Source organism: Streptomyces fumanus, from assembly GCF_014655295.1.
Taxonomy (GTDB): domain Bacteria; phylum Actinomycetota; class Actinomycetes; order Streptomycetales; family Streptomycetaceae; genus Streptomyces; species Streptomyces fumanus.
The window spans coordinates 140,187-166,933 of the sequence record NZ_BNBI01000013.1 but is presented as its reverse complement, the minus strand read 5'-3'; the positions used below and the strand labels follow the sequence as shown (position 1 = coordinate 166,933).

Genomic DNA, 26,747 nt, shown 5'->3' with positions numbered 1-26,747 from the left:
GACGGGAATGGTCGGGAAGGGGCGGGGGAGGGACGGCTGATTGTCGCGTCCCGGCCAGGGTGCGCCGCCGTGTCCGTTCACGTCCAGGTTGACTTCCCGGACCTCACCGTGAAGCGTGGGCTTCATGATTGATCTGCGCCGGCTGCACGTGCTGCGGGCGGTCGCGCACTACGGCACGGTCACCGCCGCCGCCCGCGCGCTGCACTTCACCCCGTCCGCCGCCTCCCAGCAGATCCGCCAGCTCGCCCGGGACCTCGGCGTCGACCTGCTGGAACCGCAGGGCCGGGGGGTGCGGCTGACCCCGGCCGCGGAGAGTCTGCTCGCGCACGCCGACGCCATCCAGGCGCGCTGGGAGGAGGCCGAGCGGGAGCTGCACTCGGGGCGGGACACCCCGGCCGGGCCGCTGCGGGTGACCGGGTTCCCGGTGGCGGTCGCGGTGCTGCTGGCCCCGATGACCGCCCGGTTGCGCGAGCGGCACCCCCGACTGGCGGTCCGCATCCGGGAGGCGGGCGTGCCGGAGGCGTTCGACCTGCTCTTCGAGGGGGAGACCGATCTCGCGGTGGTGGAGTCGACGCCGCACAACCCGCCGCCGGGCGACGCCCGGTTCGACCAGCGGCCGCTGCTCGACGACCCGTTCGACCTGGTGGTCCCCGAGGGCCATCCGCTGGCCGGGCGGGACGGCATCGACCTGGCGGAGGCGGCCCGGGAGCCCTGGATCGCGCCGGTGCCCCAGAGCCCGTGCCGGCCGCACGTGATGTCGGCGTGCGGCGCGGCCGGTTTCACCCCGGACGTGGTCCACCACGCCCTGGACTGGAACGTGACCGCCCACCTCGTCGCCCACGGCCTCGGGGTCGCGCTGGTCCCCCGGCTGGCCGCGCTCTCCCCGGCCCTGCCGCTGGTGCGGGTGCGGTGCGCGGGCCGCCCGCACCGCAAGTTCCTGACCTGCACCCGCGCGGGCGGCGACCGGCGTCCGGCGGTCGCCGCGGCCCTGGCGGAGCTGCGCGCCCTGGCGGCCACCGCGGTGACCTGACACGGCGAAGGGCCGGAGCCCGGTGCGGACTCCGGCCCCGAAAGCCGTCGGAAGACGGGAGGTCAGGCGGCGACGGCCTCGCCGGCGTGGCCGTGCAGCTTCGCGACGACCTCGGTGAGCTGGGCGGCGACCTCGGCGTCGTCCGCCGGGTGGGTCTCGGCGAAGCGGGTCACCGAACCGGGGATCGACAGCTTCAGGTCCTCGATCACCTTGCCGCCGGCGATGCCCACGGCCTTGCGGGTGTCGTCCTGCGCCCACACACCGCCGTACTGGCCGAACGCGGTACCGATCACGGCGACCGGCTTGCCGCCGAAGGCACCGGCGCCGTACGGGCGGGACAGCCAGTCGATGGCGTTCTTCAGGACGGCCGGGATGGTGCCGTTGTACTCGGGCGAGAAGAGCAGGAAGGCGTCGGCGGCCTGGGCGGCCTCACGGAGCCTGGCGGCGGCGGCCGGCACGCTGCCCTCGACGTCGATGTCCTCGTTGTAGAACGGGATCTCGGCCAGCCCCTCGTACACGTTCACCTCGGCGCCCTCCGGCGCGAGCTTCACGGCGGCCTCGGCGAGCTGACGGTTGTGCGAACCGGCGCGAAGGCTGCCGACGAGAGCGAGAATGCGGACAGACATGGGAACTCCAGGGTGAGAAAAGACTGCCGGGGGCAAGCGGACCGTGGTCCGTTTAAACTTCTACCACCCTAAGCGGACCGCGGTCCAGTTTTGTTCCCATGCTTTACGCTGGCTTCATGTCCGCCGCCCTCCCGCCCTTCCCGCAGCCCCAGGAGTCCCTCGAGAGCCCCGTCGACGCCCGCCAGTTGCTGCACCTCGACGCCCCGGACCCGGCGGACGAGCCCTGCCTGCGCGCCGACGCCGCCCGCAACCGGGCCAAGCTGCTGGACGCCGCCGCGCGCCTGGTGGCGGAGCACGGCGCGGCCGGTCTCACCATGGAGGCCGTGGCGGCGGCCGCCGAGGTGGGCAAGGGGACGGTCTTCCGCCGCTTCCGCGACCGCACCGGGCTGCTGATGGCCCTGCTCGACCACTCCGAGCGCAAGTTCCAGGCCGCGCTGCTCACCGGACCGCCCCCCCTCGGCCCCGGGGCACCCCCCGTGGAGCGGCTGCGGGCCTTCGGCACCGCCTGGCTGCGCCGCGCGGCCGAGGACCTGGAACTGCAACTGGCCGCCGAGCCCAGCGCCGAGCGGCGGTTCGTCGCCGCGCCGGGGCGCTTCCTCCGCGGCCACCTCGCCCTGCTGCTGCGCCAGGCGGTCCCGGACGCCGACAGCGAGCTGCTCGCCCACACCCTGATGGCGTCCCTGGACCCCGCGCTGATCCACCACCTCACCCGGCAGTGCGGGATGCCCCCGGACCGCCTGGAGCAGGCGTGGCTGGACCTGGTGACGCGGGTGACCGGCAGCGCTCCGGAGGGCCAAGGGGCGCCTTCCGTACGGTAGTCGGGCGTCTGCCAAGATGCCGTACGTCATGGTGCAGATACCCAGAACGCCCACCAGCGCCGACGTCGCCAGGCTGGCCGGCGTCTCCCGCGCGACCGTCTCCTACGTGCTGAACAAGGCCGGTGCCGTCCGGATCAGCGAGGCCACCCGGCGCCGGGTCCACGAGGCCGCGGAGGAACTCGGCTACGTCCCGCACGCCGCCGCCCGCAGCCTGCGCGCCGGGCACAGCCGTACGGTCCTGATGCCCGCGCCCGCCTTCCCCGCCGGACCGCTCTACGGGCAGTTCCTCAGCGACCTCCAGGGCGCCCTCGGCCGCCTGGACTACACCGTCGTCCAGCACGGCACCGCCGGCCCGCACGGCGACACCGCCGCCCGCGCCTGGGCCGAGCTGCGGCCGGTCGCCGTCCTGGTCCCCGCGCCCGGCCTCGGCCCCGAGGGCGTACGGGTCCTCAAGCGGGCCGGCGCCCGCGCCGTGGTGACCCTCGGCCCGGAGGCCGTCGAGGGCGCGCACGCCCTGCTCATGGACCACGCGGCCGTCGGCCACCACGCCGCCCGGCACCTGTACGAGCGCGGCCGGCGCCGCATCGGCGTCGTCGTCCCCGAGGAACCCGGCCTGGCGCTGTTCTCCGCGCCCCGCCTCGACGGCGCCCGCCGCGCCCTCGCCGGCACCGACGCCACCGTGACCGCCCTGCCCCTCGCCTACGAGGAGCCGGCCGCGGCCCGGCTCGCGGCCCGCTGGAGCGGCCTCGGCCTCGACGCGGTGTTCGCCTACAACGACGAGTACGCCATGCTGCTGTCCCGGGCCCTGCAGGACGAGGGCGTGCGCATCCCCGAGGACACGGCGGTGATCGGCGCCGACGACCTGATGCTGGGCAGGCTGCTGCGGCCCCGGCTGAGCACGGTCCACATCGAGCTGCCCGCCGGCCGCGAGCTGGCCGCCCTGGTCGACCGCGCGGTCCGCGACCCGGCCGCGCCGCCCGAACGGCACCGGGTGCTGGGGGCGCGCGTGGTGCACCGCGAATCGAGCTGAGCCCGGCCCCGGCACAGTGCCGGGACCGGGCCCACCGCTCTCACTCGTGCGGCCCCGCCGGCCGCGTACCGGTCACCGCGCGGTCGGCTACCGGTCACCGCGCGGTCGCGTACCGGTTACTGCGCGGCCTGACCGGCGTCGTCCTGCTGGGGCTGCTGGGTCTGCTGCTCGGCGATCTGCTTGCGCACCTCGTCCATGTCCAGCTTCCGGGCCTGTCCGATGACGTCCGTCAGCGCGGCCTCCGGCAGCGCGCCCGGCTGGGCGAACACGGCCACCTGGTCCCGCACGATCATCAGCGTGGGGATCGACTGGATGCCGAAGGCCGCGGCCAGCTCGGGCTGCGCCTCCGTGTCCACCTTGCCGAACACCAGGTCGGGGTTGGCCTCCGCCGCCTTCTCGTAGACCGGCGCGAACTGTCGGCACGGACCGCACCACTCCGCCCAGAAGTCGATCAGGACGAACTCGTTGTCCGTGACCGTCTGGTCGAAGTTCTCCTTGGTGAGCTCAACGGTGCTGCTCATGGGGTGATCCCTGCTTCCTGATGTCGGGGGAGAGCCGTCCGCACAACACGGCCGACCGGGCGGGTATTCCGCGGGTGTACCCGGGCTGTTCCGCGCGCGTACCCCTGTGGCGGGTGCCGCACACCACCCACCAGACTGACCCCATGACGGAAACCGAAACCCTCCCGTACGACGTCGTGGTGATCGGCGCGGGCCCGGTCGGCGAGAACGTCGCCGACCGGACCCGCGCGGCCGGCCTGACCACCGCGATCGTGGAGAGCGAACTGGTCGGCGGCGAATGCTCGTACTGGGCGTGCATGCCCAGCAAGGCACTGCTGCGCCCGGTCATCGCCCGGGCCGACGCCCGCCGCACCCCCGGGCTGAGCCGCGCGGTCCAGGGCCCCCTCGACGCCGCGGCGGTCCTCGCCCACCGCGACTACTACACCTCCGACTGGAAGGACGACGGCCAGGTCCAGTGGGTGGAGTCCATCGGCGCCGACCTCTACCGCGGGCAGGGCAGGCTGGCCGGTGAGCGCACCGTGGAGGTCACCGGGGCCGACGGCACCCGCCGCGTCCTGACCGCCCGGCACGCGGTCGCCGTGTGCACCGGCACCCGCGCCGCGCTGCCCGGCCTGCCGGGCCTCGCCGACGTGCGCCCGTGGACGAGCAGGGAGGCCACCAGCGCCAAGAGCGTCCCGGGCCGGCTGATCGTGGTCGGCGGCGGGGTGGTCGCCGTGGAGATGGCCACCGCCTGGGGGGCCCTCGGCTCCCGGGTCACCCTCCTGGTCCGCGGCAAGGGCCTGCTCAACCGCATGGAGCCGTTCGCCGGCGAACTGGTCGCCGAGGCCCTCACCGAGGCCGGCGCCGACATCCGCACCGGCACCTCCGTCGCCTCCGTCACCCGCGAGCACGGCACCGTCGTCGCCGTCACCGACACCGGCGACCGGATCGAGGCCGACGAGATCCTCTTCGCCACCGGCCGCGCCCCGCGCACCGACGACCTCGGCCTGGACACCGTCGGCCTGGAGCCGGGCTCCTGGCTGCGGACCGACGACAGCCTCCGCGTCACCGGCCACGACTGGCTGTACGCCGTCGGCGACGTCAACCACCGCGCCCTCCTCACCCACCAGGGCAAGTACCAGGCGCGGATCGCGGGCGCCGCGATCGCCGCCCGCGCCGCCGGCGACACCGGCCTGGAGTCCGGCCCGTGGGGCGCGCACGCCGCCACCGCCGACCACGCCGCCGTCCCCCAGGTGGTCTTCACCGACCCCGAGGCCGCCTCGGTGGGCCTCTCCCTGGCCGAGGCCGAACAGGCCGGGCACCGGGTCCGCGCCGTCGACGTGGACCTGTCGACGGTGGCCGGAGCGGGCCTCTACCGCGACGGCTACAAGGGGCGCGCCCGCATGGTCGTCGGCCTGGAGGACGAGATCGTCCGCGGGGTCACCTTCGTCGGCCCCGGCGTCGGCGAGCTGATCCACTCCGCGACCGTCGCCGTCGTCGGCCAGGTCCCCGTCGACCGCCTGTGGCACGCGGTGCCGTCCTACCCGACGATCAGCGAGGTCTGGCTCCGCCTGCTGGAGGCGTACCGGGACAACTGACCCGCCCGGCACGGGCCGCTTCCGCCGCCGGGACGGGGGACGGGGGCGGCGGCTAGGGCAGCTCGAAGCCCAGGGCCGCCGCCGCCTCGTGCGGGGTGGGCGCGTTCCAGTACTCGGCCATCGCCGCGTTGGACGACAGCGACCGCGGCTCCGCCCGGTCCAGGTAGAGCGTGCCGTCGAGGTGGTCCGTCTCGTGCTGCACGATCCGCGCGGGCCAGCCGGTGACCACCTCGTCCAGCGGCCGGCCCCGCTCGTCCGCCCCGGTCAGCCGCACGGACGCGGGCCGCGCCACCACCGCCTGCCAGCCCGGCACGCTCAGGCACCCCTCGAAGAACGCGGCCCGGTCCTCGCCGACCGGCTCATACGCCGGATTGACCAGCACCCGGAACGGCTGCGGCACCCGCCCCCGCGCCACCCGTACCTCCTCCGGTACGGGCGCCGGGTCCTCGATCACCGCGATCCGCAGCGCGATCCCCACCTGGGGGGCCGCCAGCCCGACCCCGGGCGCCGCGTGCATGGTGATCCGCAGCGCCTCGACGAACCGGGCCAGCAGCGCGGGCTCCAACTGCCCGTCGAACGGCTCAGTCCCGCGCCGCAGCACCGGATCACCGGCCGCGACGATCGGCAACGGGCCCTCGACGGACAGCAGTTCCTCGACCCGCTCGGCAAGAGGGGCGCGTTCAGCAGGAGTTCCCATCGGGCCAGGATGTCACGGGCCCGCCGGTGCGGGGGCCGGCGGCGCGGACCCCGTCGCCGGGAGCTCCGCCACATCGCCCGCGAGGGCGGCGGCGATCCGCAGATGGGTCTCGGCCTCCTCGCCGCGCCCCTGCCGCTCCAGCGTGCGGCCCAGCATCAGCCGGGCGTAGTGCTCCACCGGGTCACGCTCCACGATGACCCGCAACTCACCCTCCGCACGCCCCAGTTGGGCCGAGTGGTAGTAGGCGCGGGCCAGCAGCAGCCGGGGCCCGGTCTGCTCGGGCACTTCCGCGACCAGCCCCTCCAGCACGCGTGCCGCGGCCGCGTAGTCCTTCGCGTCGAAGAACATCCGCGCCCGCTCCCAGCGCTCGGCGGGGGCTCCGTGGTCGTAGTACGTCGTGTTCACGCGGGACCTCCTTCGGCCCCCACAACCACCCGGGGGGCCCGCGCATTCCACCGGCCCCGGCTCAGCCCGCCGGCGCGGCCGGCTCGGCGTCGGCCCGCTCGGTGACCAGCGCCAGGACCCGCCCGGCCACCGCCAGGTCCGCCGCCGGGACACCGGCGTACAGACGCGCGGACACCTCACCGGTCTCGGCCGTGATCCGGTCGTACAGCTCCCGCCCGGGGCCGGTCATCCGCACCGCACCGGACCCGTCCTCGGTGACGAGACCCTTGGCGATCAGTTCGCCGACCCCGCCCTCCACCTCCGCCGCGTCCGTCTTGAGGGAGTGGCACACGTCGGCGACCAGCGCCTCGCGTGCGACGGGTGCCCCGGCGACGGCGACCGGCCGGAGGGTGACGGAGTGCAGGAAGGCCAGACCGTGCCGGTCGAGCACGGTCTGCAGGGGGGAGGCGTTGACAGGTCCACGCCCGGCCGTCAGGCTCCTTGGAAAAGCGCTCTCCGCTGCTCCGCACGCCCGGCGCGCCGCCGGCGTCGTTCCTCTCCTTCGCTGTGCCAACGGGAGGCCGCCATGGAACGACGGTCCAGAGCCTTCTCCGCGTTACTGGTCTGCATCGCCCTCGTGACCATGGTGTTCGGCGTCGGGACGATCACGGCCGCCACCGGCCGGTCCACCGGGGACGGGCCCGCCGGGCACACCATGACGGCCGCCGCGGTGCCCTCCGGTGACGACCCGGACGGGGACGGATACATCCCGGTCGTCCCGCCGGTGACGGGCGTGACCCCGTCCGGCCGGGAACCGGCCCCCCGCCGGTTCCACGAGTTCCAGGCCAACTGCGCGGTCTCGCACACCGCCCCGGACGACCCGGTCACCTACCCGGCACAGCCCGGCAGCTCCCGCGACCACACCTTCCTGGGCAACACGTCGACCGACGCGCACAGCACCACGGCGTCGCTGTACGGCGGCGCCACCACCTGCCGGACACCGGGCGATTCCTCGGCGTACTGGATGCCCTCCCTCTACGACGGCGACGAGAAGATCCTGCCGGCCGGCCCCCAGGCCCTCTCCTACAAGGCGGGCGTCACCGACTACACCAGCGTCCGGCCCTTCCCCAAGGGGCTGCGCTTCGTCGTCGGCAGCCCGCTGCAGAGCGCCGAGGACTTCCGCGGCCACGGGGGCTGGGTCGCGGGGTGGGAGTGCGGCGACAGCTCCCACAACGTCGACATCCCCCGGACCTGCCCGGCCGGTACGCAGCTCACCCTCCGTGTGCGGGCGCCGAGTTGCTGGGACGGGCGGTACCTCGACACCCCCGACCACCAGAGTCACATGGCCTACCCCGTCGTCGCACCGGGCACCGGCGCCGGGGTCTGCCCGGCGAGTCACCCCGTGGCCCTGCCGATGCTCGAGTTCGGGATGGCCTGGCCGGTCGACGGTGACATGTCCCGGGTCAGGCTGGCCGGCGGGCGCGGATACTCGTTCCACTACGCCTTCTTCAACGCGTGGCACGAGCCGACCCTGAAGGCCCTCGTCGAGCACTGTGTGGTGGGCGGCCTGCAGTGCGACGCCCGGGGATACGACCGGGCCCGTCCGCGCGAGGGGGCGGCACTGGGCCCCGACTACCGGCTGCCCTGACCCGTCAGCAGCCCGGCGGCGACACCCGCGCCCGGGGGAGCCTGGGTGCCGGACACCCAGGTGATGCCCGGCCTGGTTGCATTGGCGGCGCGCGGCGAGGGTGGGGACCGGCAGCCGATCGGAGCTGCGGATGATGTGAAGGAGCCAACGATGACCGCACCCGTGACGGACGACGCGCAGTGGAACGCGGCGGCCTTCGAGGAGATCACCTCCCCCGGACACGCCGGGCGCCCCGTCCTGTTCACCAACGCCCGGGTCCTCACCATGGACCCCCTCATCGGCACACTGACCGGCGCCGATGTGCTGCTGGTCGGTTCCGTGATCGTCGGGGTCGGCCCCGGCCTGGTGACCGCGGCGCAGGACGACGGCGCGATCGTCGTCGACTGCACCGGGACGACCGTCGTCCCGGCGGTCGTGGACGCCGTCGCGCTGACCGGCGGCCGGGGCCGGCGCGGCCAGTACGTGGCGACGCTGACCCCCGGCAACGCGGCCGACCTGCTCGTGCTGCCCGACGCCCTCGCCCCGGACGTGCCGGGCGCGCTGGCCACCCTGTTCACCCGCCCGGAGCGGGTACGGGCGCTGGTCGCGGCCGGCCGGCCCGTGCTGTGGGCGGGCGCGGACGCCCCGGGCCGGGACCGCGCCCCCGAGCCCGGCATCCCCGCCGCCCAGGACCTGACCGGCGATCCCCGGGTCGGCGTCTGGATCGACCGTACGGACTTCCTCCACCAGGAACTCACCGCCGACGGCCGCTACGACGAGACCCGAGGCGGCCGCCCGCACGCCTACCAGGGCCGCTACTGGATCGACGGGGACCGCATCGACTACCTGGACGACCTGGGCTTCTGGGCCTTCGGCGAGTTCCGCGGCGACGAACTGCACCACGCGCACTACGTGATGAAGCTCGGCTGACCGACCCGGCGGGCCGGCCGAACGGGCCGGTACGGACGGCTCGTTCGGCGGCACGGGCATCGAACAGGCCGGGGCGGAGAGGCAGTTCGGGCAGGATGGACTGCCGGTCGGGGCCCGGTTGGGCCTATGCTGTGTGTCGGAGAGGCGCTTTCGCGGGCGCGGCCGGCAACGGCGTGCCGCCCCGCGCCTCGTGACCCCCAGCCCCCGGGTCGTGACAGTACCGACCGCTGTGAGCGGGTCGGAGCCGCTTCGCCGCCGACGCAGCTCCGGCCATCCGTTCTCGCCGTCCCGTTCGAGCCCGGGGCGCACTCCCGCGCGTTCCGGGGTGGACGGCGAGGACGGCTCGGGGTGGGGACGGCGTCCAGGGGAGCCGCGCCGTCCCCGCCCCCACACGAGTGAAGCCGGATGCGGTCCGTCGTCACGACGTACGCACGGGGACCGGCGTCCCCGCCGCGTCCCCGGGGCAGGCGGCACCGACCACCGGTGGGTTCAGCCGGGCGAAGCCCTCCTGCCGCTGGTACGGGAAGTACGGGTAGGGCGCCGTCCGGGCGCTCGCCGCGTCGAGCCGGGCCATCTGCTCCCCGGTGAGCGACCAGCCGACCGCGCCCAGGTTCTGCCGGAGCTGCTCCTCGTTGCGGGCGCCGATGATGACGGAGGAGACGGTGGGCCGCTGGAGCAGCCAGTTGAGGGCGATCTGCGGCACCGCCCGGCCGGTCTCCCGCGCGGTCTCCTCCAGTGCGTCCACCACCCGGTAGAGGTGCTCGTCCTCGACCGGCGGCCCGTAGTCGGCGGTCCGGTGCAGCCGGCTGCCCGCCGGTACGGGCCGGCCGCGGCCGATCCGGCCGGTGAGCCGGCCCCAGCCGAGCGGGCTCCACACCAGGGCGCCGAGGCCCTGGTCGAGCCCGAGGGGCAGCAGCTCCCACTCGTAGTCCCGGCCGACCAGGGAGTAGTACACCTGGTGCGCCACATAGCGGGCGCGGCCGTGCTTCTCCGCGAGGGCGAGGGACTTCATCGCCTGCCAGCCGGAGAAGTTGGAGATGCCGAGGTAGCGGACCTTCCCGGCGCGGACCAGGTCGTCCAGGGCGGACAGCACCTCCTCGACGGGGGTGCCGGCGTCGAAGGCGTGCAACTGGAACAGGTCGATGTGATCGGTGCCGAGCCGGCGCAGCGCCGCCTCGCACGCGGCGATCAGCCGGGCCCGGGAGGTGCCCGCGTCGCCCGGTCCGTCACCCGTCGGCAGCCCGGCCTTGGTGGAGATGAGCGCCCGGTCCCGGCGGCCCTTGAGGGCCTCGCCCAGCACCTCCTCGGACGCGCCGCCGGAGTACACGTCGGCGGTGTCGAACAGGGTGATCCCGGCGTCCAGGCAGATGTCCACCAGACGGCGGGCCTCGCGTACGTCGGTGGTGCCCCAGGCGCCGAACAGCGGGCCCTGTCCGCCGAAGGTGCCGGCGCCGAAGCTCAGCGCGGGGACCTTCAGTCCGGACGCGCCCAGTCGCCTGTACTCCATGGCTGCTCCTCGATCCGTGCGACGGGAACTGACTACGCCTAACGGGACTTCTGTTCCGTTAGGATGTGGCCTCACGGTAGCAGTGTCGAGCATCTAATGGAACTGGAGTCCCGTTATGGAGTCGGAGCAGGGCGAACCGGGGACCGTGCGGCCGGGCGGACGGACCGCGCGGGTGCGGGCGGCGGTGCTGCGGGCGGCCGGGGACGCCCTCGCCGAACACGGCTTCGCCGGCCTCGACCTCGCCGATGTCGCGCGCCGCGCCGAGGTGGGCCGGACCACCGTCTACCGCCGCTGGGGGACCGTCACCGGCCTGGTGGCCGACCTGCTGGTGGACATGGCCGAGCAGTCGCTGCCCCGCACCGAGACCGGCACCCTGCTCGGCGACCTGAAGGCCAACGCCCGCCTGGTCCGGCGCACCCTCGCCGACCCCCGCCAGGGGGCACTGTTCAAGGCCGTGATCGCGGCGGCCGTCTGCGAACCGAGGACGGCGGAGGCGCTGCACCGCTTCTACGAGACCCGCGTCGAGGAGTGGGCGCCCTGCGTGCGGCAAGCTGTCGAGCGGGGCGAGCTGCCCGCGGGCACGGACGCGCACGAGGTGATCCGCGCGGTCTCCGCACCCCTCTACTACCGCCTGCTCACCAGCGGCCTGCCCCTGGACGAGGCCGCCGCCGACCGGGCCGCCGAGGCCGCCGCCGCCGCGGCGCGTGCGGGAGCGTACGTACGCGAGGGCTGATCGGCGCACGCGGGAGCGCATGTTCCCGAGGGCTGACCGGTACGCCCAGGGGTCGGAGCCCCCCCGGCTCAGGGGCGGGGTTCGACCGCCCGGGGGCGCGGCCAGGGCAGGCCGTGGAGGCGCTCGATGTCGGAGTTGAAGCGCTGGAGGTAGTCGGCGAAGGCCGCGATGTCCTCCTCCGGCCAGTCGGCCATGATGCGGTCCAGGCTCTCGACGAGGCCGGTGCGCTCCTCGTCGAGCCGCCGCTCGCCCTCCTCCGTGATGCGGAACTTGCGGGCCATGCCCCCGTCCGGATCGGGGATGCGCTCGACCAGGCCGGCCCGCATGGCCGCCGCGGTCTGCCGGTTCAGCGTGGAGGCGTCCAGCCCGAACGCCTCGCCGAGCTGACCGATGGACATCGGGCCCTGCACGCGGATGCGGCTCAGCAGGATGTACGCGCTGCGGTCCAGGACGGCGCCGGTGCGGCGCCCCTTGCTCTTGTGCAGGTGCAGATAGCGGCTCAGCAGCATCTGCTCGAACTCCACCCGCGCCGTGGCCCTGTCCGCGCTGTTCACGTGCCCTCTTCTCGTCGCGTGCGACCGGCTGGCGCGCCCCCTGCGCGCTGGTTCCACTTCATCATATGCATCGTGCATGGCATATGGCTGATACATGAGATGTGTATGCTGCACAAAGGCGACCTCGGCCGAGGCGCCCCTCCGCCGATGTCTCACAGAGGAGCTCCGTCATGGACGGCCCCCAGCCGACGCCCGCCCGCCCAGGAGGTGTCGTCGCCACCCTCGCGCTGGCCGGCACCGTCGCCGCCGTCATGCAGACCCTGGTGACCCCGCTGATCGCCGAGCTGCCGCAGATCCTGGACACCACGCCGTCCAACGCGGCCTGGGTCGTCACCGTCACCCTGCTCGTCGCCGGGGTGTGCGTGCCGGTCTCCGGACGGCTCGGCGACCTCGTCGGCAAGCGGCGGATGCTGCTGGCCTGCGCCGTCCCGCTGGTGGCCGGCTCGGTGGTGTGCGCCCTCGCCTCCTCCGTCGTACCGATGATCGTCGGACGCGGGCTCCAGGGCATGGGCATGGGCATGGTGCCGCTCGGCATCGCGCTGCTCCGCGACGTCGTCCCGGCCGAGAAGCTCAGCGGCTCCATCGCCCTGGTCAGCGCCTCCATGGGGATCGGCGGCGCGATCGGTCTGCCGCTGGCCGCCGCCGTCGCCCAGTACGCCGACTGGCGGGCGCTGTTCTGGGGTTCGGCGGGGCTCGCCCTGCTGATCGGCGCGCTGATCTTCTTCGTCGTCCCGGACGTGCCGGCCGGCGCCAGGGGCCAGCGCTTCGACGCCCCCGGCGCGATCGGCCTCGCCATCGGCCTGGTCTCCCTGCTGCTGGCGATCTCCAAGGGCGGCGACTGGGGCTGGAGCTCGGGCACCACGCTCGGCCTGTTCGCCCTCGCCGTGGTCGCCCTCGCCGTCTGGGGCGCCTACGAACTGCGCACCCGCGAACCCCTGGTCGACCTGCGCACCACCGCCCGCCCCCGGGTGCTGTTCACCAACGCCTCCTCGGTCCTCATCGGCGTCGGCATGTACGCGTTCATGCTGATAGCCCCGCAACTGCTCCAGTTCCCCGAGGCCACCGGCTACGGGCTCGGCCAGTCGATGCTGGCGGCCGGCCTGTACCTGGCGCCCGGCGGCGTGATGATGATGATCGTCTCCCCGCTGGGCGGGAAGCTGATCAACGCCCGGGGCCCGAAGTTCACCCTGATCTGCGGCGCGCTGGTGATCGCCGCCGGATACGGGGTCGCCCTGCCGCTGATGGGCACCGCCTGGGGCCTGATGGTCTCCGGCATCGTCATCAACAGCGGGGTCGCCCTCGCCTACGGCGCGATGCCCGCCCTGATCATGAGCGCGGTGCCGCTCTCCGAGACCGCCGCGGCCAACGGCTTCAACGCCCTGATGCGCTCCCTCGGCACCACCATCGGCTCCGCGGTCATCGGTGTCGTCCTGGCGCAGATGACCATCACCCTCGGCGGCCACACCCTCGCCTCCGAGGACGGCTTCCGCACCGGTCTGCTGATCGGCTGCGGGGTGGCCCTGCTGTCGGCCGCGACCGCCCTGCTGATCCCCGCCGTACGCGCCGCGGGCGGCGCCGCCGAGGACGATCGGGCCCCGGCCGGCGAGGCCCCGGCCCGCGCCTGAACGACCGGCCGTGCCCCCGCACGGACCACCGGCCTGACGGGACCCGGAGCCCGCCCCCGCGTCAGCGCGCGGGGTCCTCGGAGGCGACGGCGGCGACCACGTCCGTCGCCGTGCGCTCCGGGACCCCGGCCGCCACCAGGTGGGCGACGGCGGTGCCGGTGCCGTCGTCGGTCCAGATGCCGGCGTTGACACTGTCCAGCAGGGAGAGGGTCAGCGCCTCCAGGGCGGAGCTGAGCACGGCGGGCGGCAGTCCGCCCTGGAAGACGCCCGTGCGCTGCCCCCGTTCCAGGATGGCGGCCGCCGCCTCGCGGGCCGGGGTCAGCACATCGGAGACCCGCTCCACACCGAGGTCCTGCCGGGCCAGGGAGAGCAGCAGCCGGTAGCGGTCGCCGACCGGCCAGATGGCGAGGACGAACCGGGCCAGCGCCCGCTCGGGCGCCTCGTCCGTGCCGGTCTGCCGGGCCACCACACCGCGCAGCGTCTCGGACGCCTCCTCGGCCAGCGCCTCCAGCAGCGCCGCGCGGCCGGGGAAGTGGCCGAAGACGGTGCGGCGCACCACACCGGCCGCCCGGGCGATCTCCTCCAGGGTGGCGTCCGGGTTCCGGCCGAGTTCCTGCCGGGCGGTGGCCAGGATGCGGGCCCGGTTGGAGCGCGCATGGCTCCGCAGCGGTTCGCGGACCACGGGCTTGGACACGGCGTCGACCTCACCGGATGCGACAGGGACGGGCGGCGCCACCATCTTCCCACGGTGGCGCCGCCCATGACGCCGGGGCCCGGCCGGTCAGACCGCGGTGGCCGGGAACGTCGGGTACTCCACGCCCGAGACGTGCTGGACGACCCGGACGACCTGGCAGGAGTAGCCGAACTCGTTGTCGTACCAGAGGTACAGGATGGCGTTGTCGCCCTCGACCTTGGTGGCGCCCGCGTCGACGATCGAGGCGTGGCGGGAGCCGATGAAGTCGCTGGAGACCGCGTCGGGGGCGGTGATGAAGTCGATCTGGCGCTTCAGCGGCGAGGTCAGCGACACCTCCCGGAGGTGGTCGAGGACCTCCTCGCGGGTGGTCTCCCGGGCGAGCTGGAGGTTGAGGATGGCGATGGAGACGTCCGGCACCGGCACCCGGATCGAACTGCCGGTGATCCGCGCCTTGAGGTCGGGCAGCGCCTTGGCGACCGCGGAGGCGGCGCCGGTCTCGGTGATGACCATGTTCAGCGGCGCCGACCGGCCGCGCCGGTCGCTCTTGTGGTAATTGTCCAGCAGGTTCTGGTCGTTGGTGAACGAGTGGACGGTCTCCACATGGCCGCGCACCACACCGTACTCGTCGGCCATCGCCTTCAGCGGCGGGACGATGGCGTTGGTGGTGCAGGAGGCGCAGGAGATGATCCGCTCGTCCGGCTTGACGGTGTCGTGGTTGACGCCGTGCACGATGTTGGGCACGTCGCCCTTGCCCGGCGCGGTCAGCACCACCTTGTCGATGCCGGGGCGCAGGTGCTTGGCGAGGCCCTCGCGGTCGCGCCAGCGGCCGGTGTTGTCGATGAGGATGGCGTCCTTGATCCCGTACGCGGTGTAGTCCACCGTCGTCGGGTCGTCGGAGTAGATCACCCTGATCGCGTTGCCGTTGGCGACGATCGTGCTGTTCGCCTCGTCGACGGTGATCGTGCCCTGGAACTGGCCGTGGATGGAGTCGCGGCGCAGCAGCGAGGCCCGTTTCACCAGGTCGCCGCCGCCGCTGTCGCGGACCACGATGGCCCGCAGCCGCAGTCCGTTGCCGGACCCGGCCTTCTCGATCAGCAGCCGGGCCAGCAGCCGGCCGATGCGTCCGAAGCCGTAGAGGACGACATCGCGCGGCTCCCGGCGCTCGATCCGGCCGTCGCCGAGGGCCCCGGCGACGGCCTCGGCGGTGAACTCGGCCACGGACAGCCCGCGGTCGTCGTCCTTGTAGGTCGCGGCGAGCATGCCGATGTCGATCTGCGACGGACCGAGGTCGAGGGCGGTGAGCGCCTCCAGGAAGGGCAGCGTCTCGGTCACCGACAGCTCCGCGCCGGCGATCTGCCGGGCGAAGCGGTGCGTCTTGAGGATGCTGACCACCGACTTGTTCACCAGGGAGCGGCTGTGCAGCAGGACCGTCACGTCCCGCTCCCGGTGCAGTCTCCCGATCATCGGGATCATCGATTCCGCGATCTCCTCGCGGTTCTTCCAGTCGGTGAACGAGTCGTCGTTGACAGTCACGGTTCCATCTTTCGAGCTAGGCGGCGCTCATATGTTAAACACATGACACGGTCTGATCGATCAAGTGGGGGGAGGGGTGATCGGATGAGCGTCCGCCGGGGCCCGGTGCTACCGGCCGGGCGGGGGTCCGCTGCTGCGGCGGACGACGAGTTCGGCCGGGACCAGGGCGTCGGACGGCGGCGGCTCGGCCCCGTCGATCCGGTGCAGCAGCCACCGCAGGGATCGGGTGCCGATCTCGGCGAAGTCGGTGCGTACGGTGGTCAGCGGGGGCAGGAAGTGCGCCGCCTCCGGGATGTCGTCGTAGCCGACCACGCTGACCTCGTCCGGGACCGGCCGGCCCGCCTCGTGCAGGGCGTGCAGCACCCCGAGCGCCATCTGGTCGTTGGCGGCGAACACCGCCGTCACCTCCGCGGACCGCGCCAGCCGCCGGCCCAGCTCGTACCCGGACTCCGCGCTCCAGTCCCCGAAGAGCGGCTCCGGCACCTGGGCGCCGGCCGCCTCCAGGGCGCCCCGCCAGGCGGCCAGCCGCTGGTCGGCGGAGGTCCAGCCGGCCGGCCCCGCCACCTGGGAGACCGTGCGGTGCCCGAGGGCGAGGAGGTGCTCGGTGGCCTGCCGGGCCCCGCTGCGCGAATCGCCGGTGACCAGCGGGGCGCCGTCCGCCGGGGCGTCGTCCAGCACGACCACCGGCGTCCCGAGGGCGGTCTCCGCCAGCGCCCGGCCCACCCAGCGCTGCGGCGCGATGGCGATCACTCCGTCCGCGCCCTCGGCGGAGAGCCGGTCCACCGCCTCCACCACCGTGTCCCGGTCGGCCGTGCCCAGCGCGATGGAGCTCACCAGGTACCCGGCCTCCCGCGCGGCGGCGTCGATCGCCGTCAGCATCGCCGCCGGCCCGTACCGCCCGGCGTCGAAGGAGAGGACGCCCAGCATCCGGGTCCGCCCGCTGGCCAGCGACCGCGCGCTGCGGCTGGGCCGGTAGCCCAGTTCCCGCATCGCCTCCAGCACCGCCGCCCGGGTCTCCGCGCGCACCGCCGGGTGGTCGTTCAGCACCCGGGAGACGGTCTGCTTGGAGACACCGGCCCGGCGCGCCACGTCCTCCATCACGGGACGCGCCCCGGCGAAACTGCGCCGGCTGCGCCGCGCCCCGCCCTCGGCGGCGCTTGGGCTCATACGACCGGATCCTCGGCATCGGCACGGCGGCACGGCGACCCCGTGCCGCTCGGAGGACGCCAGCATAGGCCGACCGGCCGCGCGGGGCGCCGGGGGCGGATGTCTTCCGCCCCTTCGGGTGGGGCCGAGAGGCGTACGGGCCGCCGGGGGCGGGTGTCTTCCGCCTCTTCGGGCAGGGCCGGGAGGCGTACGGGCCGCCGGGGGCGGATGTCTTCCGCCCCTTCGGGCAGGGCCGAGAGGCGTACGACCCGCCGGGGGCGAATGTCTCCCGCCCCTTCGGGCAGGGCCGAGAAGCGTACGGGCCGCCGGAGGCAGGTGTCTTCCGCCCTCTCGGGCAGGGCCCGCAAACGCGCGGGCCGCCGGGGTCAGGCCCGCGGCGGCCCCAGGTCCGGTTCGCCGGTGAACGCCGCGCGGGCGGCCGTCGTGCCGTGCAGTTCCAGCAGGACCAGGTCGTTCGCGCCCGGCCGCAGCACCGGCGCCGGGACGTACAGCGTGCGCTGCGGGCCCCGGTTCCAGTAGCGGCCGAGGGCGAAGCCGTTGACCCAGGCCAGCCCCTTGGTCCAGCCCGGCAGCGCCAGGAAGGCGTCGGCCGGGGTGCCGACCTCGAACGTGCCGTGGTGGAACGCCGGCCCGGCCGCCGGACCGGTCCCCGACGCGGCGAACGGCACCCCGTCCAGGCCGTCCAGCGGCAGCGGCCGGCACTCCCAGTCGCGCAGGGCCGTACCGTCGAAGGCGACCGGGCCGAGCAGGCCCTTGGGGTCCCCGATGCGCGGCCCGTAGTTGACGCCGCCCAGGTTCTCCACGAGCACCTCCAGCGCGGCGCCGGGGCCCGGGAGGCGCACGGGCAGGGTCTCCTCGCCGCGCTCGCGCTCCAGTACGCCCACCGGGGCGCCGTCGACGAACACCTGGGCCCGGTCGCCGACCCCGCCGGTGAAGCGCAGCAGCCCGTCGCCGCCGGCCGGCACCGAGGTGCGGTACAGGACCAGACCGGACGCCTGCCCGAGGGCGTGCATCGGCAGCGGGTCCGCGCCGCGCACCGCCGGCACCGATGCCACGGCGTACGGCAGCAGCGGCGCCCGCCGCCCCAACGCGACCTCCGTGCGCGGCAGTTTGGGCCCCGGTGCCGGGACCGGCTCGTCCGGCACGGGGGAGTGGCGGGCGATGACCTCGCGCAGGGCGTGGTACTTCGGCCCCGGATCGCCGCACTCGGTGAGCGGGGCGTCGTAGTCGTACGAGGTGACGGTGGGCGCGTAGGCGTGCTGGTGGTTGGCGCCGTTGGTGAGGCCGAAGTTGGTGCCGCCGTGGAACATGTACAGGTTGACCGAGGCCCCGGCGGACAGCAGCCGGTCGAGGTCGGCGGCGGCGTCGGCCGCGTCCCGGGTGTGGTGCGGCCCGCCCCAGTGGTCGAACCAGCCGACCCAGAACTCGGTGCACATCAGCGGCCCCTCGCCCCGGTGGGCGCGGAGCGTGCGCAGCGACTCCTCGACCCGGCTGCCGAACGTCCCGGTGGCGAGCACCCCCGGCAGGCTCCCGGCGGCCAGGTGCGCCGGGTCGGCCTGGTCGCAGGTGAACAGCAACTCCTCGACGCCCCGCGCCCGCAGCGCCTGCGCCAGGTGTTCCAGATACGCCGTGTCGGCGCCGTACGCCCCGTACTCGTTCTCCACCTGCACCGCGACGACGGGTCCGCCGGCGGCGGCGAAGTACGGGAGCAGCGGGGGCAGCAGCAGGTCGAGATAGCGGTCGACGGCGGCGGTGAAGCGCGGGTCGCCGCTGCGCAGCGCGATGTCCCGGTCGGCGGTGAGCCACCCGGGCAGCCCGCCGCCGTCCCACTCGGCGCAGATGTACGGCCCCGGACGCAGCAGCACCTTCAGGCCCTCCTCGCCGGCCGTCCGCAGGAAGCGCGGCAGGTCGAGGATGCCGTCGAGGTCCAGCGGGGCGCCGGGGGAGGGCTGGTGGAGGTTCCAGGGGACGTACGTCTCCACCGTGTTGAGCCCCATCAGGCGGGCCTTGCGGAGCCGGTCGGCCCACTGGCCGGGGTGGACCCGGAAGTAGTGCAGCGCGCCGGAGATGATGCGGAACGGCTCGCCGTGCAGGTGGAATCCGTCGGACGTCGTCGTCAGGGCGGGCATCGGGGTTCCCTTCGGAGGGGCGGGGCGCCGCGCGGCTCCGGTACCAGCGATCCCGGGCCGTGTTACCGGTAACATCAGACCGGACGGGCGGCGCCCCGGTCAACCCCCGATCCCTCGTCGGCGGACTCCGCCACCGCACCCCGGCGCCCGAACAGGATTGCGCCCCTCGCCATCGGGTACGCGAGCCGGAACCGCGCCCGTACCGATCAGGTCCCGGGCGCCGCGCAACCCGGCCGCTATCAGGGAAACCCATCATGGACACACCCGCGAACAACTACTCCGCGACTCCCGCGCAGCGGGCGCTGGACGCGCTCACCGAGAACACCGAGGACGCGGTGGCGCTCGACACGCTGGCCAGCAGCGATGTACTGGTACCGGTGCCCGACGACGCCGACGAGGAGGAGGCCGCCCACCCGGCGACGGTGGCGCTGCCCGTGCTGGAGCAGCCGGGGGGCCGGCACGTCGTGCCGGTGTTCACCTCGGAGGCGGAGATGGCTGGCCTGCTGCCGTTCGTCTCCCGCTACCGGCTGGTGCCGCTGGGCGCCCTCGCCGCGCAGTGGCCCGCCGAGGAGCTCTCGCTCTCCATCGACGCCAGTTCCGACCACCGCCTCACCCTCACCTCGGAGGGCGTCCGCACCCTGCTCGCGCGACCCTAGGACGCGCCCGGCCCGGCCTCCCCGTCGCCCAGCATCCGGGCCAGGACCGCCCGCTGGAGCGGCAGGGCCCGGGCGTGCAGCTCGCGGCCCCGGGCAGTGAGGGCGACCCGGACGCCGCGGCGGTCCTCCGCGCAGACGGACCGCTCGACCAGGCCGTCCTTCTCCAGCCGGGCGATCAGCCGGGACAGGGCGCTCTGGGTCAGGTGGACCCGGTCCGCCAGACTGTGCACCCGGCACCGGCCGTCCGGCCCGGGCACGTCGGAGGCGAGGAGGTCGAGCACCTCGAAGTCGCTGGCGCCGAGCCCGTACGGGTGCAGGACCCGGTCGATCTCGCACGTCGTACGGGCGTGCACCGTAAGGATCTCCCGCCACCGCCGCGCGAGCCGCGCCTCGGCCGTAATGGCTGCCATACGTGCACGGTAACACCGCCCCCGCCACCCGCCGACGGGCCGAACGGCCGTGCCCGGAGGAACGGTTCGCCGGACAGGGCGGCCGGGCCTGCGGGACAGTGGGAGCGTCCGGCAGGGGTCCCGGGGAGGGAGGGCGGGATGCTGAGAACCCCCGTCGACGCGGCGCGCCGGGACATCCTGGAGTGGCTGAAGGACCCGGCCGCGCACTTCCCGCCCGGCCGCCGCCCCGCCGACCTCGTCGAGCACGGTGTCGACGCCGGTGCGGTCGCCGCCCGGCTCGGCGTCCCCCGCCGGGTCGCCGCGTCCCACCTCCGCTTCCTGGCCGCCCTCGGCCTGCTGCGCACCAGCCGGGTCCGCCGGCGGACCTACTACCGGCGGGACGAGGTGCGCATCGCCGAGGTGGCCCGCATGTTCGAGAAGGGCTGGTAGCCGGCCCCTCGGTGTGCCCGGGGCGCTGCGGCGGAGTTACGCTGAGCCCCGCCCGTGCCCGGTACACGCGGCGCGGCGGCGGGGGCCTCACCGTGTGAACGGGGCAGTGGACGGGCACGACCGGGCCCGGCGAGCAGGAGACGACGTACCGCGATGACAGCCCCCCACCGCCCCGAGGCACGGCCGGTCCGGGCCGGCCAGGCGCCGGTCGTGGCGGCCGTGGCGGCCGGCGGCGGACTCGGTGCCGCCGCCCGGTACGCGGCCACCCTGTGGTGGCCCACCGGGCCGGACGGCTTTCCCTGGACGGTCCTGCTGGTCAACGTCGTCGGCTGCGCCGTCATCGGGGCGTTCATGGTGGCCGTCACCGAGGTGTGGTCGCCGCACCGGCTGGTGCGGCCCTTCTTCGGCACCGGTGTGCTCGGCGGGTTCACCACCTTCTCGACCTACGCCGTCGACATCCGGCACCTGCTCGGCACCGGCCATCCCGGCACCGCGCTGGCCTACCTGGCGGCGACGCCCCTCGCGGCGCTCACCGCCGTGTGGCTGGCCGCGGCGGCGGCCCGCCGGGCACTGCGCGGGCGGCACCGGCTGGCGCCGGCCACCGGATCGAAGGGCGGGGCCCGCGCGTGAACTGGCTGCTCGTCGTCGTGGGCGCCATGGTCGGCGCCCCGCTGCGCTACCTCACTGACCGTGCGGTCCAGGCCCGGTTCGGCCCGGCGTTCCCGTGGGGCACCTTCACGGTCAACGTGGCGGGTTCCCTCGTGCTCGGCCTGCTGACCGGGGCCGCGGTCGGGGGCGCCGCCGGGTCCCGACTCCAGTTGCTGATCGGCACCGGTCTGTGCGGGGCCCTCACCACGTACTCGACGTTCTCCTACGAGACGCTGCGGCTCGCGGAGGGCGGAGCCCGGCTGCGGGCCGCCGCCAATGTGGCGGCGAGCGTGGCGGCCGGGCTGGGCGCGGCGTGCGCCGCTTGGGCGCTGGGCGGCCTGCTGTGAACCGGGGCCGCCCCGCCCGGCCGCGGTGGCCGCCTCAGCCCTCCCGGCGCAGCGGCTCCCCGACGCTGCGCAGGTGACGCAGCGCCTCCCGGTGCGAGGCCAGCAGCCCGGTCTGGTGGTACGGGACGCCCAGCTCGGCGCAGTACCGCTCGGTGATCGCCTGGGCCCGGCCGAGGGCGGGGGTCGGCATGCTCGGGAAGAGGTGGTGCTCGATCTGGTAGTTGAGGCCGCCCATGAACGCGTCGAGCAGCACGCCGCCCCGCACATTGCGGGAGGTGAGGACCTGGCGGCGCAGGAAGTCCAGCCGGGTGCCCTCCTCGATCATCGGCATCCCCTTGTGGTTGGGGGCGAAGACCGAGCCGAGGTAGATCCCGAACAGGCCCTGGTGGACGGCGAGGAACGCCAGCGCCTTGCCGGGGGACAGGACCGTGAAAAGGCCGCCGAAATAGAGCGCGAAATGGGCGACGAGCAGCGTCCCCTCCAGCACCGGCCGTTTCACCGCCGTACCGCGCAGCGCCTTGAAACTGTTGAAACTCAGATTCAGGCCCTCCAGGGTGAGCAGCGGGAAGAACAACGCGGCCTGGTGTTTTCCGACGAACCGCGGAATTCCCGCCGCCTGGCGGGCCTGCCGCCGTGACCAGACCAGGATGTCGGGGGAGACGTCCGGGTCCTTCTCCTCGTGGTTGGGGTTGGCGTGGTGCCGGGTGTGCTTGTTCATCCACCAGCCGTAGCTCATGCCCAGCAGCAGGTCGGCCGTGAACAGGCCGCCGATCTCGCTGGGCCGGCGCCGGGTGAACACCTGCCGGTGCGCCAGGTCGTGGGCGGCCAGGCCGAGCTGGCCGAAGACCACCGCCAGCGCCAGCGCGACGAACAACTGGCCCCAACTGTCGCCCAGCGCGACGAACGCGGCCACACTCCCGGCCAGGGCGAGCGCCACCGTACCGAAACGCACGGTGTAATACAGCGGGCGGCGGCGCAGCAGTCCCGCCTCGGTGATACGGCGGGAGAGTTCGGAGAAATCGCTCCCCCTTTCCCGTTCGCGGGCGGACGATTTCTCGGTGAGCACTATGGAAGGGGCCATGCGCTCCAGTATGGGAACGGAATTCCCGGCGCAGAATGATGTTGGCACCCGGAGCCGTGGGGAGGTGGCCCCCGTACGGGGGTGTGGCCAGCACCACCGGGGAGACCCGGAGGCGGGCCCCCGGGGTATGGCCGGCACCAGCCGGAGGCGGCCCGCCGGGATGGCGCCGACACCCAACCGGGGGCGCCCGGAAGCGGTCCTCCGGGACGTGGCCGGTACCAGCCGAGGGTGCCCGGCGGCGACCTCGGCTTGACAGGTCCGGCCCGCCCCCCGGACCATCGCTCCGTGAACCTGTCAGACAGCCAGACAGCCGTCGCGGGCCCGCGCCGCGTCAGCGCCATGGAGGCCGTGCTCGGCCACCTGCGCGGCGCCATCGAGCGCGGCACGTACGGCATCGGCGACAAGCTGCCCTCCGAGGCCGAGCTCTGCCGCACCTTGGAGGTCTCCCGTCCGGTGCTGCGCGAGGCGCTGCGGGCGCTGCAGACCATGGGCCTGACCGTCTCCCGCACCGGCAAGGGCACCTTCGTGGTCGCCGACGCCGTGCAGGGCCCCACCTTCGGCGACTACACCGCAGGCCACCTGATGGAGGTCCGCCGGCACATCGAGATCCCGGTCGCCGGGTACGCCGCCCGGCGCCGCACTCCCGAGGACCTCGCCCGTCTGACCGGTCTGCTGGACCGCATGGACCAGGAGGCCGACCCCGCCGCCTGGGCCGCGCTGGACACCGTCTTCCACCTCGGGCTGGCCGAGGCCGCCCAGAACCCGGTCTTCCGCCGGGTCATCGAGGAGATCCGCGACGCGCTGGCCCGCCAGTCCGCCTTCCTCAACGAACGGGGCGGACGCCGCGAGCAGGCCGACGCCGAGCACCGGGCCGTCCTGCGGGCGCTGACCGACGGCCGCGCCCCCGACGCGGAACGGGCCATGGCCCACCACCTCGACCGCGTCGAGGCCACCCTCACCGACCTCGTGCGCACCCCGCGTACGGACGGACCCGCCGCGGCGCCCACCCGCGCCGCCCGGCCGGCCACCACCCCCGGGCCCGACGCGTGACCCGCGTACGGCCCACGACCAGCAGGCAGTGATGTACTACAGCACCTCTCGCGCGGACGCGCCGCCGATCCGCGAACCCCAGCACGCCCCCGTCGCCCACCTGGTACGCGGCGGGGTCACCGAAGGCGTCCACTATGGCTCCGTCGTCGTCCTCGGCCCCGGCGGCGAGGTCACCCTCCGGCTCGGCGACACCGAGGCCGCGTTCTACCCGCGCTCCGCGCTCAAGCCGCTCCAGGCCGCCGCCATGGTCGCGGCCGGACTGCCGCTCGACGGCGAGCTGCTCTCCCTCGCCGCCGCCAGCCACTCCGGCGAGGAACGCCACCTCGACGGCGCCCGCCGCATCCTCGCCCTGGCCGGACTCGGCGAGGAGCACCTGCGCAACGTGCCCGACCTGCCGTACGACCCGGTGGTCCGGGACACCTGGGTGCGCGCGGGCCGCGCGCCGTCCCGGCTCGCCCAGAACTGCTCCGGCAAGCACGCCGCGATGCTCTACACCTGCCAGGTCAACGGCTGGTCCCTGGACGACTACCTCGACCCCGGCCACCCCTTGCAGCGGGCGATCGCCGACACCGTCGAGGACCTCACCGGGCAACGCGTCGCCCGGGTCACCGTCGACGGCTGCGGCGCCCCGCTGTTCTCCGTCTCCCTGCACGGCCTGGCCCGCGCCGCCGCCCGCCTCACCACCGCCGCGCCCGGCACCCCCGGCGCCCGGGTCGCCGACGCGATGCGCGCCCACGCCGAGATGGCCTCCGGCGCCGGGCGGGACGTCGCCGCGCTGATGCGGGCGGTGCCCGGGCTGCTGGCCAAGGACGGCTTCGAGGGCGTCCAGGTCGCCGCGCTGCCCGACGGCCGGGCCGTCGCCGTGAAGATCGCCGACGGCGCGAACCGGGCCCGCGTCCCGGTCGCCGCGGCGGCCCTCGCGCACGCCGGCGTGGACCCGGAGGCGCTCACCGCGTTCGCGGGCGAGACCGTGCTCGGCGGCGGCCGCCCGGTCGGCGGCATCCGCCCGGTGCCCGCCCTGGACCCCGGGGCGCCGGCCGCAGCCTGACCGGCCGGGTCACTCGTCGAAGTCGGTGGAGCGGGCCACCTTCTCCCAGGCCCGCAGCTCCGCACCGGCCCGCTCCAGGTGGTCGCCGATCGCGTCGGCGGCGTCGTTGCCCAGCGGCAGCCGCAGCGGCGGCTCCTCGGCGTCCAGCGCGGTCAGGACGGCCGCGGCGGCCTTGGCCGGGTCGCCGGGCTCCCGACCGGCGGTCTCCGGCAGCCCGGTGCGCACCGGCCCCACGGTGTCCTCGTAGGCGTCCAGGACGGTCGCCGTGCGGGCCAGGGCCGAGGGGCCGGCGAAGCCGGTGCGGAAGGCGCCGGGCTCGACGATCAGCACCCGGATGCCGTGCGGGGCGACCTCGGCGGCCAGCGCCTCCGACAGCCCCTCCAGGGCGAACTTGCCGGCGCAGTACGCGCCGACCCCGGCGAACGCGAACCGCCCGCCCATGCTGGTGAGCTGCACGACGGCGCCCGAACCCCGCCGGCGCATGTGCGGCAGCGCGGCCCGGGTGAGCGCGGCCGGACCGAAGAAGTGCAGGTCCATCAGGTCCCTCAGCTCGGCGTCGGTGGTCTCCTCGACCGCCCCGACCATGCCCCGCCCGGCGTTGTTGACCAGCACGTCGATCCGGCCGTGCCGGGCCGCCACCCGGTCCACCGCGGCCTCGGCGGCGGCGATGTCGGTGACGTCCAGCGCGAGCGCCTCCACCTGGTCGGGGTGGGCGGCGACCAGGTCGTCGAGCGGCGCGGTGCGGCGGGCGGCGGCGACCACGATGTCGCCCGCCGCCACGGCCGCCTCGGTGATCGCCCGGCCGAAGCCGCTGCTCGCCCCGGTGACCAGCCAGACCCTGTTCATGTACGTCTCCCCTGTGCCGGTGACCCGCCGTGCCGGGCGGGTCCGTGTGCCGACCACCGTGCCCGGTAACTCCGTTGCCCGTCCAAGACCCACCGTGATAGCCGATGGCTATGGACGTTCATGTGCGGGAGCTGAGGTATTTCGCCGCGGTGGCCGAGGAGTTGCACTTCACCCGGGCCGCCGAGCGGCTCTACGTCTCGCAGCCCGCGCTGAGCAAGCAGATCCGGACGCTGGAACGGCAGCTCGGGACCGTGCTGTTCGAACGGGACCGGCGCGAGGTGCGGCTCAGCGAGGCCGGGGCCGCGCTGCTGCCGTACGCCCGGCGGCTGCTCGCCGAGTGGGAAGCGGCCCGGGACGCGGTGGCCCGGGTGGTGGCCGACCGCGCGGCCGTCCTGGTCGTGGGCATGAGCACCAGCCCCGGGCGCGGGGGCGTGCTGCCCGCGATCCGCTCCCGGTTCACCGCCGCCCGCCCCGGCGCGAGCCTCCGGCTCCGGCAGGTGCCCTGGCAGGACGCGACCGCCGGGCTCGCCGACGGCACGTCCGACGTGGCGTTCGTCTGGCTGCCGCTGCCCGACCCGGAGCGCTACCGGTGGCTGGTGGTCGCCGAGGAACCCCGTCTGGTCGCCCTGGCCGCCGGCCATCCGCTGGCCGCCCGGGACCGGATCGACTTCGCCGACCTGCTCGACGAGCCGTTCCTCGCCCTGCCCGCCGGTGCCGGACCGCTGCGCGACCACTGGCTGGCGACCGACGCCCGCGGCGGCAGACCGGTGGTCGTCGGCGCGGAGGTGGCGAGCACGGAGGAGACGTACGAGGCGCTCGCGGCGGGTCTCGGCGTGGTCCTGGTGGCGACCGGCAACGCCCCGCTGATCACCTTCGACGGGGTCGTCACCCGCGAGGTCGACGGCGTCACCCCCTGCCGGCTGGCCCTGGCCTGGCGCGCCGACGACGACCACCCCCTGGTACGCGACTACGTCCGCGCGTGCGCCCAGGCGACCGGGGCGACCCGCGGGCACCCCTGAGCCACCGCCGCACCGCGGCCCGCCGCGCCGG

29 protein-coding genes are annotated in these 26,747 nt (G+C 74.8%); 15 read left to right on the top strand and 14 right to left on the bottom strand.

Translation table 11 applies throughout. The features are described from left to right. Window positions 1–124: 124 nt before the first annotated feature. Window positions 125–1,030, top strand: coding sequence for a LysR family transcriptional regulator (locus tag IE316_RS27565; RefSeq protein WP_190207207.1), 906 nt, complete (start codon window positions 125–127; stop codon window positions 1,028–1,030). Between the two features lie 62 nt (window positions 1,031–1,092). Here IE316_RS27565 and IE316_RS27560 read toward each other — a convergent pair whose 3' ends face one another. Continuing rightward, on the bottom strand, window positions 1,093–1,656 hold the full coding sequence (locus IE316_RS27560; RefSeq protein ID WP_190207206.1) for an NAD(P)H-dependent oxidoreductase: 564 nt from the start codon (window positions 1,654–1,656) through the stop codon (window positions 1,093–1,095). A gap of 116 nt (window positions 1,657–1,772) precedes the next feature. Between IE316_RS27560 and IE316_RS27555 the strand changes: the two genes are divergently transcribed. Together IE316_RS27555 and IE316_RS27550 are read left to right on the top strand one after the other, a co-directional pair. After that, complete coding sequence (locus IE316_RS27555; RefSeq protein WP_190207205.1) at window positions 1,773–2,474, top strand: TetR/AcrR family transcriptional regulator; 702 nt, start codon at window positions 1,773–1,775, stop codon at window positions 2,472–2,474. A gap of 28 nt (window positions 2,475–2,502) precedes the next feature. Beyond that, a complete protein-coding gene (locus tag IE316_RS27550; RefSeq protein WP_190207204.1) occupies window positions 2,503–3,504 on the top strand; it encodes a LacI family DNA-binding transcriptional regulator in 1,002 nt (333 codons plus the stop codon). A 116-nt stretch (window positions 3,505–3,620) separates the two neighbouring features. Here IE316_RS27550 and trxA read toward each other — a convergent pair whose 3' ends face one another. After that, the gene (trxA, locus tag IE316_RS27545) at window positions 3,621–4,025 is read right to left on the bottom strand and encodes a thioredoxin (protein WP_190207203.1); all 405 of its coding nucleotides are present in this window, start codon (window positions 4,023–4,025) and stop codon (window positions 3,621–3,623) included. Between the two features lie 143 nt (window positions 4,026–4,168). On the opposite strand from trxA, the gene IE316_RS27540 reads away from it, so the two are divergent. After that, on the top strand, window positions 4,169–5,602 hold the full coding sequence (locus tag IE316_RS27540) for a dihydrolipoyl dehydrogenase family protein (RefSeq protein WP_190207202.1): 1,434 nt from the start codon (window positions 4,169–4,171) through the stop codon (window positions 5,600–5,602). A 52-nt stretch (window positions 5,603–5,654) separates the two neighbouring features. Here IE316_RS27540 and IE316_RS27535 read toward each other — a convergent pair whose 3' ends face one another. From IE316_RS27535 to IE316_RS27525, 3 genes are all read right to left on the bottom strand, one after another. Further along, entirely contained in the window at window positions 5,655–6,299 is a 645-nt protein-coding gene (locus tag IE316_RS27535) for a peptide deformylase (RefSeq protein WP_190207201.1), read from the bottom strand. A 12-nt stretch (window positions 6,300–6,311) separates the two neighbouring features. Further along, window positions 6,312–6,704 carry a tetratricopeptide repeat protein gene (locus IE316_RS27530; protein ID WP_190207200.1) on the bottom strand — a complete coding sequence of 131 codons (393 nt, stop codon included), beginning with the start codon at window positions 6,702–6,704 and terminating at the stop codon, window positions 6,312–6,314. 61 nt (window positions 6,705–6,765) lie between these two features. Continuing rightward, the gene (locus IE316_RS27525; protein ID WP_229910570.1) at window positions 6,766–7,134 is read right to left on the bottom strand and encodes a MarR family transcriptional regulator; all 369 of its coding nucleotides are present in this window, start codon (window positions 7,132–7,134) and stop codon (window positions 6,766–6,768) included. Between the two features lie 135 nt (window positions 7,135–7,269). Between IE316_RS27525 and IE316_RS27520 the strand changes: the two genes are divergently transcribed. Beyond that, the gene (locus IE316_RS27520; RefSeq protein WP_190207198.1) at window positions 7,270–8,331 is read left to right on the top strand and encodes a DUF1996 domain-containing protein; all 1,062 of its coding nucleotides are present in this window, start codon (window positions 7,270–7,272) and stop codon (window positions 8,329–8,331) included. 150 nt (window positions 8,332–8,481) lie between these two features. Beyond that, window positions 8,482–9,240: an Atu4866 domain-containing protein gene (locus tag IE316_RS27515; RefSeq protein WP_190207197.1), complete on the top strand. Its 759-nt coding sequence runs from the start codon at window positions 8,482–8,484 to the stop codon at window positions 9,238–9,240. 418 nt (window positions 9,241–9,658) lie between these two features. Here the strand turns inward: IE316_RS27515 and IE316_RS27510 are convergent, their stop codons facing one another. After that, the gene (locus tag IE316_RS27510; RefSeq protein WP_190207196.1) at window positions 9,659–10,747 is read right to left on the bottom strand and encodes an aldo/keto reductase; all 1,089 of its coding nucleotides are present in this window, start codon (window positions 10,745–10,747) and stop codon (window positions 9,659–9,661) included. A gap of 115 nt (window positions 10,748–10,862) precedes the next feature. On the opposite strand from IE316_RS27510, the gene IE316_RS27505 reads away from it, so the two are divergent. Continuing rightward, window positions 10,863–11,480 (top strand): TetR/AcrR family transcriptional regulator, encoded by a 618-nt coding sequence (locus IE316_RS27505; protein ID WP_190207195.1) that lies wholly within the window; start codon window positions 10,863–10,865, stop codon window positions 11,478–11,480. A 68-nt stretch (window positions 11,481–11,548) separates the two neighbouring features. Here IE316_RS27505 and IE316_RS27500 read toward each other — a convergent pair whose 3' ends face one another. Then, window positions 11,549–11,989, bottom strand: coding sequence for a MarR family winged helix-turn-helix transcriptional regulator (locus IE316_RS27500; protein WP_190207272.1), 441 nt, complete (start codon window positions 11,987–11,989; stop codon window positions 11,549–11,551). Between the two features lie 215 nt (window positions 11,990–12,204). Here IE316_RS27500 and IE316_RS27495 point away from each other — a divergent pair, with 215 nt between their 5' ends. After that, window positions 12,205–13,659 carry an MFS transporter gene (locus IE316_RS27495; RefSeq protein WP_190207194.1) on the top strand — a complete coding sequence of 485 codons (1,455 nt, stop codon included), beginning with the start codon at window positions 12,205–12,207 and terminating at the stop codon, window positions 13,657–13,659. A gap of 61 nt (window positions 13,660–13,720) precedes the next feature. Here the strand turns inward: IE316_RS27495 and IE316_RS27490 are convergent, their stop codons facing one another. The 4 genes from IE316_RS27490 to IE316_RS27475 form a co-directional block, all read right to left on the bottom strand. Further along, complete coding sequence (locus IE316_RS27490; protein ID WP_190207193.1) at window positions 13,721–14,353, bottom strand: TetR/AcrR family transcriptional regulator; 633 nt, start codon at window positions 14,351–14,353, stop codon at window positions 13,721–13,723. Between the two features lie 87 nt (window positions 14,354–14,440). Beyond that, the gene (locus IE316_RS27485) at window positions 14,441–15,886 is read right to left on the bottom strand and encodes a glyceraldehyde-3-phosphate dehydrogenase (protein ID WP_190207192.1); all 1,446 of its coding nucleotides are present in this window, start codon (window positions 15,884–15,886) and stop codon (window positions 14,441–14,443) included. 108 nt (window positions 15,887–15,994) lie between these two features. Further along, on the bottom strand, window positions 15,995–17,053 hold the full coding sequence (locus tag IE316_RS27480) for a LacI family DNA-binding transcriptional regulator (protein WP_190207191.1): 1,059 nt from the start codon (window positions 17,051–17,053) through the stop codon (window positions 15,995–15,997). Between the two features lie 365 nt (window positions 17,054–17,418). After that, entirely contained in the window at window positions 17,419–19,182 is a 1,764-nt protein-coding gene (locus IE316_RS27475; RefSeq protein ID WP_190207190.1) for a glycoside hydrolase family 35 protein, read from the bottom strand. 254 nt (window positions 19,183–19,436) lie between these two features. Between IE316_RS27475 and IE316_RS27470 the strand changes: the two genes are divergently transcribed. Further along, complete coding sequence (locus IE316_RS27470) at window positions 19,437–19,838, top strand: SseB family protein (protein ID WP_190207189.1); 402 nt, start codon at window positions 19,437–19,439, stop codon at window positions 19,836–19,838. Here the strand turns inward: IE316_RS27470 and IE316_RS27465 are convergent. Continuing rightward, complete coding sequence (locus IE316_RS27465) at window positions 19,835–20,248, bottom strand: MarR family winged helix-turn-helix transcriptional regulator (RefSeq protein ID WP_190207188.1); 414 nt, start codon at window positions 20,246–20,248, stop codon at window positions 19,835–19,837. The two genes, IE316_RS27470 and IE316_RS27465, sit on opposite strands and share 4 nt — an antisense overlap. Window positions 20,249–20,386: 138 nt before the next feature. On the opposite strand from IE316_RS27465, the gene IE316_RS27460 reads away from it, so the two are divergent. From IE316_RS27460 to crcB, 3 genes are all read left to right on the top strand, one after another. Then, the gene (locus IE316_RS27460) at window positions 20,387–20,677 is read left to right on the top strand and encodes a helix-turn-helix domain-containing protein (RefSeq protein WP_190207187.1); all 291 of its coding nucleotides are present in this window, start codon (window positions 20,387–20,389) and stop codon (window positions 20,675–20,677) included. Window positions 20,678–20,830: 153 nt separating this feature from the next. Continuing rightward, on the top strand, window positions 20,831–21,307 hold the full coding sequence (locus IE316_RS27455; RefSeq protein WP_190207186.1) for a fluoride efflux transporter FluC: 477 nt from the start codon (window positions 20,831–20,833) through the stop codon (window positions 21,305–21,307). Next, window positions 21,304–21,672 (top strand): fluoride efflux transporter CrcB, encoded by a 369-nt coding sequence (crcB, locus tag IE316_RS27450; RefSeq protein WP_190207185.1) that lies wholly within the window; start codon window positions 21,304–21,306, stop codon window positions 21,670–21,672. Before IE316_RS27455 ends, crcB begins: the two co-directional genes overlap by 4 nt. Before the next feature lie 34 nt (window positions 21,673–21,706). Here crcB and IE316_RS27445 read toward each other — a convergent pair whose 3' ends face one another. Then, entirely contained in the window at window positions 21,707–22,753 is a 1,047-nt protein-coding gene (locus tag IE316_RS27445) for a fatty acid desaturase family protein (RefSeq protein ID WP_190207184.1), read from the bottom strand. A gap of 285 nt (window positions 22,754–23,038) precedes the next feature. On the opposite strand from IE316_RS27445, the gene IE316_RS27440 reads away from it, so the two are divergent. Further along, a complete protein-coding gene (locus tag IE316_RS27440) occupies window positions 23,039–23,803 on the top strand; it encodes a FadR/GntR family transcriptional regulator (RefSeq protein WP_229910569.1) in 765 nt (254 codons plus the stop codon). A 31-nt stretch (window positions 23,804–23,834) separates the two neighbouring features. Continuing rightward, on the top strand, window positions 23,835–24,851 hold the full coding sequence (locus IE316_RS27435) for an asparaginase (protein ID WP_190207183.1): 1,017 nt from the start codon (window positions 23,835–23,837) through the stop codon (window positions 24,849–24,851). Between the two features lie 9 nt (window positions 24,852–24,860). Here IE316_RS27435 and IE316_RS27430 read toward each other — a convergent pair whose 3' ends face one another. After that, window positions 24,861–25,697, bottom strand: a complete 837-nt coding sequence (locus IE316_RS27430; RefSeq protein WP_190207182.1) for an oxidoreductase — start codon at window positions 25,695–25,697, stop codon at window positions 24,861–24,863. 104 nt (window positions 25,698–25,801) lie between these two features. On the opposite strand from IE316_RS27430, the gene IE316_RS27425 reads away from it, so the two are divergent. Continuing rightward, the gene (locus tag IE316_RS27425; protein WP_190207181.1) at window positions 25,802–26,716 is read left to right on the top strand and encodes a LysR family transcriptional regulator; all 915 of its coding nucleotides are present in this window, start codon (window positions 25,802–25,804) and stop codon (window positions 26,714–26,716) included. Window positions 26,717–26,747: the final 31 nt, after the last annotated feature.